The following is a 12,914-nucleotide window of genomic DNA, read 5'->3' as shown; positions in this document are numbered from 1 at the left end:
GGCCCGGTCGTCGCTCGGTGGACCGTCATGAGGTGAGCGGTTTGGTCCACCGGCGCCAGCGGGACTCGCGGGTGTACCCGGCCGCTCTCCAGGCGTGCTGCGCCCGCTCGTTGCGTTCGAGCACCATCGCGTCGCCGCGCCTGCCGCCGAGCGCGGTGAACCGGCGTTCGGCGGCGTCGAGGAGCGCGGTCGCTACGCCCTGACGCCGGGCGTCCGGGTGGACGGCGAGGCGGTAGAGGTGGCAGCGCCAGCCGTCGAAACCGGCGATGACCGTACCGACGAGGTCGCCGTCCCGCTCGGCGAGGAGCAGGGCGCCGGGGTCGCGGGCGATCAGTCGTTCCACTCCCGCCCGGTCGTCGCTGATGCTGGTGCCCTCGGCCGCGACCCGCCAGAAGGCGAGGACGGGCAGGGCGTCGGAGGGGGTGGCGGTCCGAAGGTGAAGATCGCTCATCACCGCAGCCAATCACCGCACCGATTTCCGGGTGGGGAATTCCGGCATGCGAGATGAATGTCGTTCATGCCCTGCCAACGGTCGAAGGCCCCGATCCGTCCCCGGGGGGCGCGGGAGGTTCCCGGCGTTGCCGCGGAAGGCGCCCTTGCCGCTACTAGCGCCACGGCGCTAGCGTGGACGCATGTCGAAGACCCAGTTGAACGTTCGGGTGGACGAAGCCACGGCCGAGACGGCCCGGCAGCGCGCGTCGCAGCGCGGTATCAGTGTGAACCGCTATATCGAGGAACTCGTCCAGCAGGACGAGGGCGAGAACGGCAAGGCATTCGTCGAGGCCGCCGCCGACTTCATGAAGCGTTACGAAGAGGTCTTCGCCGAGGAGTTCGGCACCCGGGCGGCCGCCCGGGGTGAAGGCGCGCGTTGACCCTCCGTATCGACCTCGCATGGCTGCTGATGGTCGCCGAGCACTACACGCCGGGCGACCCGCAGGTGACCGACTGGGGCGCGCTCGTCGCGGCCGTCAGCAGGCACGACGCGGAGATCTTCGGCACGCCCGTCTACACCGACACCCACACCCGCGCCGCCGCCATGCTCCAGTTGCTCGTGCACGTCCCGGCGCTGGAGGAGACGAACGCGCTGTTCGCCTCGGCCGTGGCCTACGCCTACCTCGTCGCCAGCCGCCTCAAGCCCTCCATGACGCCGGAACAGGTACGTGACCTGGCCCGGCTGGTGAAGGACGGCTCGGCGCCGCTGGACCGGATAGCCGACGAGCTGCGCACCTGGACGACGGAGGCGGAGCTGGGCCCGGCCGGACAGGTCGGGTAGCGGCGCGCTCGCGGTCGCCCGTACGTACGGCTGCGCCCGCTCGCGGTCGCCCGTACGTACGGCTGCGCCCTGTACGGCGATGCCCCGCGCGCCTACGCCTTGTACGGCGCCGGGGCGAAGACCTCCGCGAAGGCGGCCGCGTCCCAGGTGCCGCCGAGCTGCGGGGCCAGCCAGTCGGGGGCGGCGGTGCGGAAGGCGGCGGGGGACAGGGCGCCGGCGGCTTCCGGCAGCGCGCCGAGCAGCGGCGCCTGCGCGACCTCGGGCAGGTCCGCGATGTTGCAGCGCTCGGCCAGCTCCGGCTCGGCCCGCCAGCTTCCGATGATCACACCGATGCAGTCGACCTTGCGGGCGCTGAGCGCTTCGACGGTCAGCGCCGTGCTGTTGAGGGTGCCGAGCCCGGCCGGGGCGACCAGCAGCACACGCGCCCGCAGCAGCGCCGCCGCGTCGGCGAGGGTCGAGCCCTGCTCGTCGTAGCGGACCAGCAGCCCGCCCGCGCCCTCGACCAGCACGACGTCGTGCACCGCGGACAGTTTGGCCGCCGCCTCCGCGATGTCCTCGGGGCCCACCGGCCGCAGTCCGGCGCGGCGGGCCGCCGTCGCGGGCGCCAACGGCTCGGGGTAGCGGGCCAGTTCGGCCGCCGTCACCGGACCCGCGAGCCTGGCCACCTCCGCGGCGTCCCCCTGCTCGCCGTCCGCCACGCCCGTCTGGGCGGGCTTGAGCACGGCCACGCTCAGCCCCTGCGCGAGCGACGCGGCGGCCACGGCGGCGGTGGCCACCGTCTTGCCGACCTCGGTACCCGTTCCGGTGATGACCACGATGGCCATGGTGTCGCTCCGTTCCTCGTTGCCGTGCCATGTCATGTCGCCGTGCCGCTCCGGGCGCCGCGCGTGTGCCCGGAGCGTACGGTCCCGGCGCGCCTCGTACCCGTGCCGGGACCGCTCATTCCGCCCAATTGGTGACGAGCGCGGTCAGCTCGTACGACGTATGCCGTACGGCGCGCGGTATGTCGGATGCCGTGCGCCTGCCGCCAAGGACGCGGCCCGGTCAGCCCGCGACGGCCGCGTCCCGTACCGCCGCGCAGATCCGCGCCACGTCGTCGTCGCCCGTCACATAGGGCGGCATCGTGTAGACGAGGTCGCGGAAGGGCCGCAGCCACACCCCGGCGCGCACCGCGGCGGCGGTGGCCGCCGCCATGTCGACCGGGTGGTCGAGCTGGACGACGCCGATCGCGCCGAGCACCCGCACATCGCGGACACCGGGCAGCGCGGCGACCCCGTCCAGGCCCTCGCGCAGCCCGGACTCGATGCGCTTGACCTCCAACGCCCAGTCGTGGTCGAGCAGCAGGTCGACGGAGGCGCAGGCGACGGCGGCGGCCAGCGGATTGCCCATGAAGGTCGGGCCGTGCGCCAGCACCGGCACCTCGCCGCGCGAGATGCCCTCGGCGACCTCGCCGGTGCACAGCGCCGCCGCCATCGTGAGATAGCCGCCGGTCAACGCCTTGCCGACGCACATCACATCGGGGCAGACCCCGGCGTGCTCGGCCGCGAAGAGTGTGCCGGTGCGGCCGAAACCGGTGGCGATCTCGTCGAAGACCAGCAGGACGTCGTGTTCGTCGCACGCCTCCCGCAGCACCCGCAGGTACTCGGGGGAGTGGAAGGACATGCCGCCCGCGCCCTGCACCACCGGCTCGACGATGACGGCGGCCAGCTCGTCGGCGTGCCGTCCGATCAACTCCCGCAGATGCGCGGTGTACACGGCGTCGGGCGCCGCGTCGAAGCCGGGCGGCGGGGCGTCGGCGAAGATCTGCCGGGGCAGCACGCCCGACCACAGCTCGTGCATGCCGCCGTCCGGATCGCACACCGACATCGGCTGCCAGGTGTCCCCGTGGTAGCCGCCGCGCCAGGTCAGCAGCCGCTGTTTGCCCGGCCTGCCCAGCGAACGCCAGTACTGGAGGCACATCTTGATCGCGACCTCGACCGACACGGAACCCGAGTCGGCGAGGAAGACATGCCGCAGCGGCTCCGGCGTGATCTCCACCAGCTTGGCCGCGAGACGTACGGCGGGCTCGTGCGTGAGCCCGCCGAACATCACATGACTCATCCGGTCGAGCTGGGCGTGCGCCGCGTCGTCCAGCACGGGGTGCCGGTAGCCGTGGATCGCCGACCACCACGACGACATGCCGTCGACCAGTTCGGTACGGCCCTCGGCGGGCGCCGCGAGCCGCAGCCGTACGCCGGAGGCGGACGCGACGACAAGCGGCTCCTGACGGCCGGGCATCGGGCCGTACGGATGCCAGACGTGCTCCCGGTCCAGCGCCAGCAGCGTGTCCGGGTCGAGCGGCGCGTCGGGCGAGGGGCAGGGCTCAGGCATTGGGCGGCAGGTCCGTCCCCGCGCCGCGTCGCCGTACCGCCACCAGATCGGGGCGCGGGCCCTCGGCGCGTACCGGTTCCGTCCGCACCGTCTCGGTCCGCACGGGCGCCGCGCTCGCGGCGGGTGCCGCGTCCTCGGCGTGGCCGCAGGGGCCGCAGCCGCCTTCGTGCGAGCCGCACACGGAGCCGGAAGCGTGGGAACCGCAGCCGGTCGCCGCCTCCGCGACGTCGGCGCGGTGCACGGGCAGCGTGGACGTCCCCGCGCCCTCCACCTCGAAGCCCGCGTCGGCGATCATGTCGAGGTCGGCCTGGCCCGCCTGGCCCTCGCTGGTCAGATAGTCGCCCAGGAAGATCGAGTTGACCAGGTGCAGGGCGAGCGGCTGCATCGTGCGCAGGTGCACCTCACGGCCGCCCGCGAGCCGTACCTCGACGTCCGGGCAGACGAACCGCGTCATCGCCAGGATGCGCAGGCAGCGCTGCGGGGTGAGATTCCACTCCTTGGCCAGCGGCGTGCCCTCGAACGGGATCAGGAAGTTCACCGGCACCGAGTCCGGGTCGAGCGCGCGCAGCGAGAACACCACGTCCACCAGGTCCGCGTCGCTCTCGCCCATGCCCGCGATCAGCCCCGAGCACGCGGACAGCCCGGCGGCCTGCGCCTGCCGCACGGTGTCCACACGGTCGGCGTAGGTGTGCGTCGTGGTGATGTCGCCGTAGGTGTTCTCGGAGGTGTTGAGGTTGTGGTTGTACGCGTCCGCGCCCGCCGTCCGCAGCCGCTCGGCCTGGCCGCCGGAGAGCAGGCCGAGGCAGGCGCACACCTCGACGTCCTCGTTCTGGTCCTTGATGGCCGCGATGGTCGCCGAGACCCGGTCCACGTCGCGGTCGGTGGGACCGCGCCCGCTCGCCACCAGGCACACCCGCTTGGCGCCGCCCGCCACCCCGGCGCGCGCCGCCGCGGCGGCCTCGTCGGGCTTGAGCCAGGTGTACTTGAGGATCTCGGCCTTCGAGCCGAGCCGCTGCGAACAGTACGAGCAGTCCTCGGGGCACAGCCCGGACTTGAGGTTGACCAGGTAGTTCAGCTTGACCCGGCGTCCGAACCACTGGCGGCGCACCTTGCCCGCGGCGGCCACCACGTCGAGCAGTTCGTCGTCGGAGGTCGCGAGGACGGCAAGCGCCTCGTCCCTGGTGGGCAGCTCGCGCCGCAGCCCCTTGTCCACGAGAGTGGTCAGCAGATCCATAGGGGCGATCCTCGCGCACGACGGCACCCGCGGCCAATGGCGGACCGCACAACTCGGGTGGCTACTGGTGTGTGCATCACCACACCCTGTGCATGTGTGCGGGCCAGTACGTTGCTGATGACGTCCGTGTGAGGGGGCGCGCGGCCCGACCAGAAGTGCCGCTGAACCGAACTGCCACTGAAACGCTGAGCCGAAGAACCGCTGAACCGAAAAGCCGCCGATCCGCCCGACCGGCTCGCGCACCGATCCACCCGATCCACCCGATCCATCGACCCGCCGACCCCAGGGACACCCGTGAAGAGCACCGACCCCGCCGACCCGCACGCCTCCGCCGGGAGCGGCACCGCCGACCCGTCAGGTCCCTTCGGCTGGATCGCCGAACAGGACCGGATCAGGCGCGAGGCCGGGCTCCGGCGGGAGTTGCGCCCCCGCCCGGCGGACTGGGAACTGCTCGACCTCGCGGGCAACGACTACCTCGGCCTGACCCGGCACCCCGAGGTCACGCAGGCGGGCGCCGACGCCTGCCTGCGATGGGGCGCGGGCGCCACCGGCTCCCGGCTGGTCACCGGCAGCACCGCGCTGCACGCGGAACTCGAAGCGGAGATCGCCGACTTCACCGGCTTCGAGGCGGCCCTGGTCCTCGCCTCCGGCTACGCCGCCAACCTCGCCGCCGTCACCGCGCTGACCGGTCCCGACACCCTGCTGGTCTCCGACGCCGCCAACCACGCCTCACTGATCGACGGCTGCCGCCTGTCGCGCGCCACCACCGAAGTGGTGCCGCACGCCGACCCCGAGGCCGTACGCAAGGCGCTCGGCGCGCGGGCCCGGCGGGACGCCGACGCGTCCCGGTCCGGGGGAGCGCCCTCCGTCGTCGTCAGTGACTCGGTGTTCTCGGTGGACGGCGACGCGGCGCCGCTGCCCGCGCTCGCCGCGGCCTGCCGCGAGTACGGCGCCGCGCTGCTCGTCGACGACGCGCACGGCTTCGGCGTGCTGGGCGAGGGCGGGCGCGGCGCGCTCGCGGCGGCCGGACTCGCCGGGGCCCCCGACGTGGTGAGCACGGCGACGCTGTCGAAGGCGTTCGGCGCGCAGGGCGGTGTGGTAGTCGGCCCCGCGGCCGTCATCGAGCACTTGGTCAACGCCGCCCGCACCTTCATCTTCGACACCGGTCTCGCCCCGGCCGCGGCGGGCGCCGCCCTCGGCGCGCTGCGGCTGCTGCGGCGCGAGCCGGAGCGCGCCGACCGCGCGTTGCACGTGGCCCGCGCCTTCCACCGGATGCTGACCGCCGCGGAGTTGGACGCGACCGCGCCCGACGCCTGTGTGGTGTCGGTGCGCGCGCCCTCGCCCGAGGCGGCCGTCGAGTGGGCGGCCCGGTGCCGGGCCGCGGGTCTGGCCGTCGGCTGCTTCCGGCCGCCGTCCGTCCCCGACGGGGTGTCCCGGCTGCGGCTGACCGCGCGCTGCGACCTGACGGACGCGCAGGTCGCGGGCGCGGTGGACGTCATCGTCCGTACGGCGCCGCGCGGTTGAGGGCGCGGCCCGCCGCCGTCCGTCCGCCGCAGGAACCGACCCGGTCCTACGCGGGGCCTAGGTCGTCCCGGCGCAGCGCCCCGACGAAGTGCGACCAGGCACCCGGTGGGAAGAGCAGCGCGGGCCCCTCCTGGTCCTTGGAATCGCGGACGGCGAGCAGCCCCGAGGCCAGTCTCGCGGTCTCCACGCAGTTGTTCGCGGCGGTGCTGTGACTGCTCCTCCGCCATGTCACGCCGGAAATCGACGCGCTCGAGGAAACGTACCCGGACTGTGCCGCCATGGTGGCCTCCTTTATGCGCCTGCGAATCGCGACATCTCCCCGGCGATCTTACTGATCAACGCGACGGACTCGTCGCGAGGAAGGGCAATGTTGCTCAATCGGGTGAAAGCGGCGCCGTAAGCGGTGATGTCTTCTTTTCGATCGACGTAGAGACTACTCGTCAAATGATCGATAACAACCACGTCGAGATCAGCGATGCGCGGAAATGAGAAGATAACGAACGAACCCGTAACTCCTATGTGGCCCCCGGCGCCGAAGGGCAGCACCTGGAGCCGGATCTGCGGCAGCGCGGCGGCGCGTTCCAGTGACCGCAACTGATCGGACATGACCGCGGGGCCGCCGACCACGCGGCGCAGCACGGCCTCGTCCAGCACGGCCCACAGCTCCAGCGGCTCGTCCTGGCGCAGCACCGCCTGCCGGGCGATCCGCACGTCGACCAGTGCGCCGGCCTCGCTCCGGGTCAGATGCGGCATGACGTCGCGGGTGAGCGCCCGGGCGTAGGCGGGGGTCTGGAGCAGGCCGGGCACCACGCTGTTCTCCATCGAGCGGGCCCGGCTGGCACCCGCCTCCAGGCTGATGAAGTCGCGGTACTCCACGGGCAGTACGTCGCGGAAGTCCTGCCACCAGCCGCGCTGTCTGCCCTGACCTGCCAGCGTGCCCAGCAGGTCGCGCAGATCGCGGTCGCGCACCTCGTAGACGTCGAGCAGCACATCGACGTCCTCGGCGCTGACGCTGCTGCGGCCGGTCTCGATACGGCTGACTTTCGACTGGTGCCAGCCGGCCGCCTCGGCGACCTGCTCGCTGGTCATTCCGGACAGGTCGCGGAGTCGGCGCAGTTCGCCGCCGAGCTTGCGTCGTCGTACGGCGGGGACCCGTTCCATGGCCTCTCGCACCTCCTGAAGTGAGGGATGCCGGTAGTCGGGCGGTCATTACGACAGTGTGCCGACCAAATGCGTATCCACGTAGCAGAGTTCACCGATTTGAGCGACAGATATATGCATTGCGCGGTGGACCGTCCGAAACGGCGGCACGATTAGTGGCAGTCTGGCGCGAACCAGCCACTTCCGGGCGTGGCCCGGAGAGCCCGCGCCGATACCCCGGTCCGCGGTGGGATGGGAAAGGAACGATGTCGCCATGGCAGATCTGCAGGAAGCTTCCGTCACTCTGCCGAGCGACCCTGCCTCGGTACCGGCGGCCCGGCGCTATGTCTGCGCCCGACTCGCCGAATGGGGACTGCCGTCGGACGCCCCCTCGGTCGACGCCGTGCGCCTGATCGTCTCCGAGCTGGCCACCAACGCGGTGCTGCACACCTCGGGAATGTCGCCGACCTTCACCGTGGACGTGCGTCTCGAACGGCAGGAGCAGTTGCTGATCGGCGTGACCGACAGCCACCCGCGCTGGCCCCAGCGGCTGCCCGCGGCGGTCCAGCAGGACAACGGGCGCGGGATGGTGATCATTCGGCATCTGGCGGCGGAGTCCGGCGGCAGGCTGCGGATCACGCCGACCGACGAGGGCGGCAAGACGGTCTGGATCACGATCCCCTGGGCGGTCCCGGTGGCCTGAGCGACGGGCGCTGTTCACGGGCGCGTCGGCGGCACCAGCAGCGCCTCGGCTCCGACCGGTGCGAAACCGGCGGCGAGGAAGGCCCGCACGCTGGCCGCGTTGCCCGGGGCGATCTGGGCCCACAACGGCGCGCCGTCCGGGACCAGATGACGGGCCGCGAGGGCGAGAAGGCGGCCGAGGCCCTTGCCGCGGGCGTCCGGGTCCACCTCGACGGCGGTCTCCCAACGGCCCGCCACACCGCGGCCGATGAGGACGGTGCCGCCGGGCGCGGTCCAGGCCCGCACGTCGTCGCGGTGCTGGAGCGCCCGCACGATCCGCGGATGGGAGCGGTCGGTGGTCTCGGTGAGGGGGAGCGGGGGCGGGCCCGGCAGCCGGGCGGCCAGGGCCAGCAGGTCGAGGTTGTTGACCACACGGCCGGTGCGGGCGCAAAGAGCGGTCAGGAAAGGCGGGTTGAGCGGAGCGGACAGGTCGTCGGGCGGGAGCAGGGCACGGAGACCGGCACCGGTGTCTTCGGGCGCCGGGCATTCGGCCGTACCCGCCGTACTCCCCGTACTCCCCGTACCCGCCGTCCCCGACGCGTCGGCGATGTCGGCGAAGACCACGGTGTGGGCGGTGAAGGCGATGACTCCGGCGTCGCGGGCCGACGGCTGGGCGACGAAGGTGACGGTCCCGTCGGCGGGCGGGAAGTCGCCTCGCGCGGCGGCGTCCAGCAGGGACCGCAGGGAGGGCCCGGCGCGGTGCGCCGCGGTGGTCGGCGAGCTCATCCGACCATCCTCTCAGCCGTCCCGTACGTGGCCGGACGCGCCTACGATCGGGTGACATGCGGCCGATCGCGGGGCCGGTCCCGCGAGTCTGTGCGTCATGATCAAGAACCGAGTCCGGTCGCTTCTCACGACCGGCGCGCTTACCCTGACCGCCGTACTCGCCGCGCAGACCGCGGCCACGTCGGAGACCGCGTCGGCCGTCGCCTCCGGACCCCTGTCCCCCGCGGCGCCCACCGCCCTGTCCGCGCCCTCCACGTCCCTCGTGCCCCGTCCCGCCCCCGCGGGCGACGACGGCTGGTGCCCGGTGGTCCACGACCCGCTGTTCGCCGCCGCCGACCGCAGCGTCGACGTCGAGCGCATCACCCCCGAGCCGTCCTACCGCCGCACGTGCGGGGAGCTGTTCCGCTCGGACGGCCGCGCCCCCGCCGTGGTCTTCCAGGAGGGCTTCCAGCCCAAGGCCGCGCAGGACGGGCAGTACGACCTCGCGGCGTACGTGCTGAAGAACCAGCCGTCGCCGTTCGTGAGCACCACCTACGACCACGACCTCTACAAGCAGTGGAAGCCCGGCTTCAACTACTACGTGGACGCGCCCGGCGGCATCGACGTCAACGCCACGATCGGTGACACCCACAAGTGGGCCGACCAGCACGAGGTCGCCTTCCCCGGCGGCCTCGCCCGGCGCTTCATCGTCGGCGCCTGTCCCGTCGACAAGGCGACCAAGGACGAGGACCTGGCCGGCTGCGTACGCAACCCGTACTACGTGCCGTGGCGCGGGATTCCGGCGCCGCGTCCGCTCGCGCCGGTGCTGCTCCCGGCGGGCTGACCGTCCCCGATCCGGCCGGGGGAGCGGTACCCCCGGCCGGACCGGCTGTCCACGCCGCTGAAGGGGGTGCGGCGGGTCGCCCCCGTCGCACCCGAGCCGCCGGCCCGCACTGTCCTACGGCTCCGGGCCGCTGTTCGGGCCGGACGACGGCCGGGCCGCGCGGCGGCGAGTGCCCACCGCTCCCCGGACCGTATACGCCGTACGGGCGCGATACGCGGCGCGGCCGGAATCGGCCGTCCGGGTCACGCCACCCGCCCGTACCAGACGGCGCTGGTCCAGATCCTTTCCAGCCGGACCCTGGCGCCGGTCTTGGGGGCGTGCCAGATCCGGCCGCTCCCGGCGTAGATCCCGACGTGGTAAATGGACCGGCCGGTGTGGAAGAACACCAGGTCACCGACGCGGCGGGCACCCGACGAGATGTGCCGGGTGCTGTTGTACTGGGCGGCCGCGGTACGCGGCAGCTTCTTGCCCGCGCGCTTGAACGAGTACAGCGTCAGCCCCGAGCAGTCGAAGCGGTTCGGGCCGGTGGCGCCCCACTGGTAGGGCGAGCCCTTCTTCGACGCCGCCACGTTCAGGGCCTTCACGCCCATCGTCGCGGCCTCGGCCTGCTGGGCGGTGCCCGGCAGCAGCGCGGGCAGTGCGACCGCTGTGGCGGTGAGCACGGAGGCCGTCCCGAGCCGGGACAGCCGTCCGGAGATGCACTTGAGCGCGAACATGCGCAACCCTTCGTCATCAGCCTCCGAAGGATGACCTGTCGGGTTCGGGCTGGCGAAGATGCCCGGCCGCGTGGTGCGGCTTCACCCCAAGGGACGGCTCCGGCGCTGTGCCGTGACCGACCCGTCGTACCTGGGTCCTCCGCTCCCGCCGGTGCACTCATGTCGACCTGACGTCCACGCGGCGGCGGGACTGGGCGTCCGCGTGGACCGCCCCGCCACGGCGGCGAGGGCTTGTCGTCACTACGGATGGTGACGCACAGAACCGGCCACAGCCGGGCGGGAAACGCGCGGTGTGAGTCAGGTCACGACTCACCTATTCGGGTGGACACCGGGGCGAATCACCCGGTCCGCGCCTCCGGTCGCATCATCTGACCTGCGGATATGTGACGGAGGATGGGCGGTTTTGGCCGGTGCGCGCAATTCGGCCGGAGAGCATGAATCGGCGGTGAATACGCCGATGGGATGAGCCCCTTTGGTGCAGTGCCGACGGTTTCGAGCGCGCAGAGTGACCGCGCTCACACCTGGCCTGCGTCGGCGTGCCGCGCGAGCTCCCCGTCGGCGGACCGCGCGAGGCTCACACCAACGTCCGCACGGACCGCACGGGCCGCGCTGTCCGCACCAGCCTCACGCGGGCGGCGGTCCCGCGGCCGGATCGGGCGCCAGCGCCACCAGCCCCGACCGCCGCTCGCCGTCCAGCACCCGCAGGGCGCGGGCCAGCGTGGCGTGGTGCAGTTCGGTCTCGCCCCGCATGTGCATCACGGTCAGCGCGTCGCGCAGCGCGGTCGCCCGGCCCACTAGCGCCTGGGCGGCCCGCAGGGCGCTGTAGGTGTCGGCGGTGCGGGACGGATTGATCCGGCCGAGCAGATCGACGACCTCCAGGTAGGAGTCGATCAGCTCACCCTCGGAGCGGGTGAGCGCCGGAAGCGGCGGCAGTTCCGGGACCACCGCGGGTCACCGCAGGCCGTACGCGGGGCCGTTGGTCTTGCGGCTGGTGGTCAGCTTGTCCACCAGCCCGTAGGCGACGGCCTCTTCGCCGTCGAGGACCTTGTCCCGCTCGATGTCGGTACGGATCCGCTCGATGTCCTGGCCGGTGTGCCGGGCCAGCAGCGTCTCCAACTGCTCGCGGGTGCGCAGCAGTTCGTTGGCCTGGATCTCCAGGTCCGAGATGGGCCCCTGGACCACCTCGCCGAGCGACGGCTGGTGGATCAGCACCCGCGCGCCCGGAGTGATCATGCGCTTGCCCGGCGCGCCCGCCGCCAGCAGCACGGCCGCGGCCGAGGCGGCCTGCCCGATGCAGACCGTCGCCACGTCGCAGGTGACGAACTGCATCGTGTCGTAGATGGCGGTCATCGCCGAGAACGAGCCGCCGGGCGAGTTGATGTAGAGGTTGATGTCCTGCTCGGGGGCGGCGTTCTCCAGGTGGATGAGCTGGGCCATCACGTCGTTCGCCGAGGTGTCGTCGACCTGGGTGCCCAGGAAGATGATCCGCTCCTGGAGCAGCTTGGAGTACGGGTCCATCGTGCGGACGCCGTTGCTGCTGCGTTCGGTGAACTCGGGCAGGACGTAGCGGGCGGTGGGACGGAACACGGCGTGCACCTCCGGGCGGATCTGGGCGCAGGAACTGGCCACAGGCCAAAATGTACAGGACGTACATCTCGTTATGATGGGGAGCATGACCCATGACGTCCCGGTGACACAAGCGCGTGCCGAGCTCGCGGAACTGATCAACCGCGTGGTCTACGGCGGCGAACAGGTGGTGCTGACCCGCCACGGCAAGCCCCTCGTCGCCCTGGTGTCCGCCGCTGACCTGCAACGACTGCGTGATCTCGACGAGCAGGCCGAGGAGCAGGTGATCAGTACGGTCTCCGCCGTCGGCTCCCGTACGTCCGCCACGGGCGAACGCCGACGGTTCGGCATCGCGGCCGAGCACCGGGGTCACCAGACCGGCGACCGTCGTCCGTAACAGCGACCGCCGCCCGTAACAGGGGTTAACGCAGTCGAAACCGCGTCGAACTAATCTCGCGGGTTCTGACGACTGTGAGGTGTGGCTGTGCAGTTGACCCCCCACGAGCAGGAACGCCTGCTCATCCATGTCGCCGCGGACGTGGCGGCCAAGCGGCGCGCCCGCGGGCTGCGGCTCAACCACCCCGAGGCGGTCGCGCTCATCACCGCGCATCTGCTCGAAGGGGCCCGCGACGGCCGCGGCGTCTCGGAACTGATGGAGTCCGGGCGCACCGTGCTGACCCGCGCCGACGTCATGGACGGCATCCCCGAGATGATCCACGACGTGCAGGTCGAGGCCACGTTCCCCGACGGCACCAAGCTCGTCACCGTCCACCAGCCGATCGTCTGACGGGCAGGAGCGCC

At 72.3% G+C, this 12,914-nt stretch carries 17 protein-coding genes and 1 riboswitch; of the genes, 7 read left to right on the top strand and 10 right to left on the bottom strand.

Annotated elements, in window-relative coordinates:
- Positions 1 to 25: 25 nt before the first annotated feature.
- Positions 26 to 451, bottom strand: a complete 426-nt coding sequence (locus ABZX65_RS19860) for a GNAT family N-acetyltransferase (RefSeq protein WP_355341214.1) — start codon at positions 449 to 451, stop codon at positions 26 to 28.
- 181 nt (positions 452 to 632) lie between these two features.
- Between ABZX65_RS19860 and ABZX65_RS19855 the strand changes: the two genes are divergently transcribed.
- Both ABZX65_RS19855 and ABZX65_RS19850 read left to right on the top strand, forming a co-directional pair.
- Positions 633 to 872 (top strand): antitoxin, encoded by a 240-nt coding sequence (locus tag ABZX65_RS19855; RefSeq protein WP_355341211.1) that lies wholly within the window; start codon positions 633 to 635, stop codon positions 870 to 872.
- A complete protein-coding gene (locus tag ABZX65_RS19850) occupies positions 869 to 1,273 on the top strand; it encodes a fic family toxin-antitoxin system, toxin component (protein WP_355341208.1) in 405 nt (134 codons plus the stop codon). The genes ABZX65_RS19855 and ABZX65_RS19850 overlap by 4 nt, the downstream gene beginning before the upstream one ends.
- Positions 1,274 to 1,365: 92 nt before the next feature.
- Here the strand turns inward: ABZX65_RS19850 and bioD are convergent, their stop codons facing one another.
- From bioD to bioB, 3 genes are all read right to left on the bottom strand, one after another.
- On the bottom strand, positions 1,366 to 2,097 hold the full coding sequence (bioD, locus tag ABZX65_RS19845; protein ID WP_355341205.1) for a dethiobiotin synthase: 732 nt from the start codon (positions 2,095 to 2,097) through the stop codon (positions 1,366 to 1,368).
- A 220-nt stretch (positions 2,098 to 2,317) separates the two neighbouring features.
- A complete protein-coding gene (locus ABZX65_RS19840; RefSeq protein WP_355341202.1) occupies positions 2,318 to 3,643 on the bottom strand; it encodes an adenosylmethionine--8-amino-7-oxononanoate transaminase in 1,326 nt (441 codons plus the stop codon).
- Positions 3,636 to 4,877 carry a biotin synthase BioB gene (gene bioB, locus ABZX65_RS19835; protein WP_355341199.1) on the bottom strand — a complete coding sequence of 414 codons (1,242 nt, stop codon included), beginning with the start codon at positions 4,875 to 4,877 and terminating at the stop codon, positions 3,636 to 3,638. Before bioB ends, ABZX65_RS19840 begins: the two co-directional genes overlap by 8 nt.
- 372 nt (positions 4,878 to 5,249) lie before the next feature.
- On the opposite strand from bioB, the gene ABZX65_RS19830 reads away from it, so the two are divergent.
- Positions 5,250 to 6,401 (top strand): 8-amino-7-oxononanoate synthase, encoded by a 1,152-nt coding sequence (locus ABZX65_RS19830; RefSeq protein WP_355341363.1) that lies wholly within the window; start codon positions 5,250 to 5,252, stop codon positions 6,399 to 6,401.
- Between the two features lie 46 nt (positions 6,402 to 6,447).
- Here ABZX65_RS19830 and ABZX65_RS19825 read toward each other — a convergent pair whose 3' ends face one another.
- Both ABZX65_RS19825 and ABZX65_RS19820 read right to left on the bottom strand, forming a co-directional pair.
- Positions 6,448 to 6,681, bottom strand: a complete 234-nt coding sequence (locus ABZX65_RS19825; RefSeq protein WP_355341196.1) for a DUF397 domain-containing protein — start codon at positions 6,679 to 6,681, stop codon at positions 6,448 to 6,450.
- A gap of 11 nt (positions 6,682 to 6,692) precedes the next feature.
- Positions 6,693 to 7,562 carry a helix-turn-helix transcriptional regulator gene (locus tag ABZX65_RS19820; protein WP_355341193.1) on the bottom strand — a complete coding sequence of 290 codons (870 nt, stop codon included), beginning with the start codon at positions 7,560 to 7,562 and terminating at the stop codon, positions 6,693 to 6,695.
- Between the two features lie 253 nt (positions 7,563 to 7,815).
- Here ABZX65_RS19820 and ABZX65_RS19815 point away from each other — a divergent pair, with 253 nt between their 5' ends.
- On the top strand, positions 7,816 to 8,244 hold the full coding sequence (locus tag ABZX65_RS19815) for an ATP-binding protein (protein ID WP_355341190.1): 429 nt from the start codon (positions 7,816 to 7,818) through the stop codon (positions 8,242 to 8,244).
- A 14-nt stretch (positions 8,245 to 8,258) separates the two neighbouring features.
- Here ABZX65_RS19815 and ABZX65_RS19810 read toward each other — a convergent pair whose 3' ends face one another.
- Positions 8,259 to 9,008, bottom strand: coding sequence for a GNAT family N-acetyltransferase (locus ABZX65_RS19810; protein WP_355341187.1), 750 nt, complete (start codon positions 9,006 to 9,008; stop codon positions 8,259 to 8,261).
- Positions 9,009 to 9,105: 97 nt separating this feature from the next.
- Between ABZX65_RS19810 and ABZX65_RS19805 the strand changes: the two genes are divergently transcribed.
- Positions 9,106 to 9,831 carry an ADP-ribosyltransferase gene (locus ABZX65_RS19805; protein ID WP_355341184.1) on the top strand — a complete coding sequence of 242 codons (726 nt, stop codon included), beginning with the start codon at positions 9,106 to 9,108 and terminating at the stop codon, positions 9,829 to 9,831.
- Between the two features lie 242 nt (positions 9,832 to 10,073).
- Here the strand turns inward: ABZX65_RS19805 and ABZX65_RS19800 are convergent, their stop codons facing one another.
- The 3 genes from ABZX65_RS19800 to ABZX65_RS19790 all read right to left on the bottom strand — a co-directional run bounded on the left by ABZX65_RS19800 (position 10,074) and on the right by ABZX65_RS19790 (position 12,134).
- A complete protein-coding gene (locus tag ABZX65_RS19800) occupies positions 10,074 to 10,547 on the bottom strand; it encodes a C40 family peptidase (RefSeq protein ID WP_355341181.1) in 474 nt (157 codons plus the stop codon).
- 3 nt (positions 10,548 to 10,550) lie between these two features.
- Positions 10,551 to 10,679: riboswitch (cyclic di-AMP (ydaO/yuaA leader) on the bottom strand.
- 492 nt (positions 10,680 to 11,171) lie between these two features.
- The gene (locus ABZX65_RS19795; protein ID WP_188285530.1) at positions 11,172 to 11,492 is read right to left on the bottom strand and encodes a hypothetical protein; all 321 of its coding nucleotides are present in this window, start codon (positions 11,490 to 11,492) and stop codon (positions 11,172 to 11,174) included.
- A gap of 6 nt (positions 11,493 to 11,498) precedes the next feature.
- Positions 11,499 to 12,134, bottom strand: coding sequence for an ATP-dependent Clp protease proteolytic subunit (locus ABZX65_RS19790; protein ID WP_355341360.1), 636 nt, complete (start codon positions 12,132 to 12,134; stop codon positions 11,499 to 11,501).
- 85 nt (positions 12,135 to 12,219) lie between these two features.
- Here ABZX65_RS19790 and ABZX65_RS19785 point away from each other — a divergent pair, with 85 nt between their 5' ends.
- A complete protein-coding gene (locus tag ABZX65_RS19785; protein ID WP_188285531.1) occupies positions 12,220 to 12,510 on the top strand; it encodes a type II toxin-antitoxin system Phd/YefM family antitoxin in 291 nt (96 codons plus the stop codon).
- 87 nt (positions 12,511 to 12,597) lie between these two features.
- Entirely contained in the window at positions 12,598 to 12,900 is a 303-nt protein-coding gene (locus tag ABZX65_RS19780) for an urease subunit gamma (protein ID WP_355341177.1), read from the top strand.
- Positions 12,901 to 12,914: the final 14 nt, after the last annotated feature.

It is taken from the genome of Streptomyces sp. NPDC003300, assembly GCF_040610915.1.
In the GTDB taxonomy this organism is placed as follows: domain Bacteria; phylum Actinomycetota; class Actinomycetes; order Streptomycetales; family Streptomycetaceae; genus Actinacidiphila.
Note: the sequence above shows the minus strand (reverse complement) of the source record. Positions and strands in the feature narration are given on the sequence as shown.

Coding starts and splice junctions, on each gene's coding strand:
- ABZX65_RS19860 (WP_355341214.1), bottom strand. CDS start 451: ATGAGCGATCTTCACCTTCGGACCGCCACCCCCTCCGACGCCCTGCCC.
- ABZX65_RS19855 (WP_355341211.1), top strand. CDS start 633: ATGTCGAAGACCCAGTTGAACGTTCGGGTGGACGAAGCCACGGCCGAG.
- bioD (WP_355341205.1), bottom strand. CDS start 2,097: ATGGCCATCGTGGTCATCACCGGAACGGGTACCGAGGTCGGCAAGACG.
- ABZX65_RS19840 (WP_355341202.1), bottom strand. CDS start 3,643: ATGCCTGAGCCCTGCCCCTCGCCCGACGCGCCGCTCGACCCGGACACG.
- bioB (WP_355341199.1), bottom strand. CDS start 4,877: ATGGATCTGCTGACCACTCTCGTGGACAAGGGGCTGCGGCGCGAGCTG.
- ABZX65_RS19825 (WP_355341196.1), bottom strand. CDS start 6,681: ATGGCGGCACAGTCCGGGTACGTTTCCTCGAGCGCGTCGATTTCCGGC.
- ABZX65_RS19820 (WP_355341193.1), bottom strand. CDS start 7,562: ATGGAACGGGTCCCCGCCGTACGACGACGCAAGCTCGGCGGCGAACTG.
- ABZX65_RS19815 (WP_355341190.1), top strand. CDS start 7,816: ATGGCAGATCTGCAGGAAGCTTCCGTCACTCTGCCGAGCGACCCTGCC.
- ABZX65_RS19810 (WP_355341187.1), bottom strand. CDS start 9,008: ATGAGCTCGCCGACCACCGCGGCGCACCGCGCCGGGCCCTCCCTGCGG.
- ABZX65_RS19805 (WP_355341184.1), top strand. CDS start 9,106: ATGATCAAGAACCGAGTCCGGTCGCTTCTCACGACCGGCGCGCTTACC.
- ABZX65_RS19800 (WP_355341181.1), bottom strand. CDS start 10,547: ATGTTCGCGCTCAAGTGCATCTCCGGACGGCTGTCCCGGCTCGGGACG.
- ABZX65_RS19785 (WP_188285531.1), top strand. CDS start 12,220: ATGACCCATGACGTCCCGGTGACACAAGCGCGTGCCGAGCTCGCGGAA.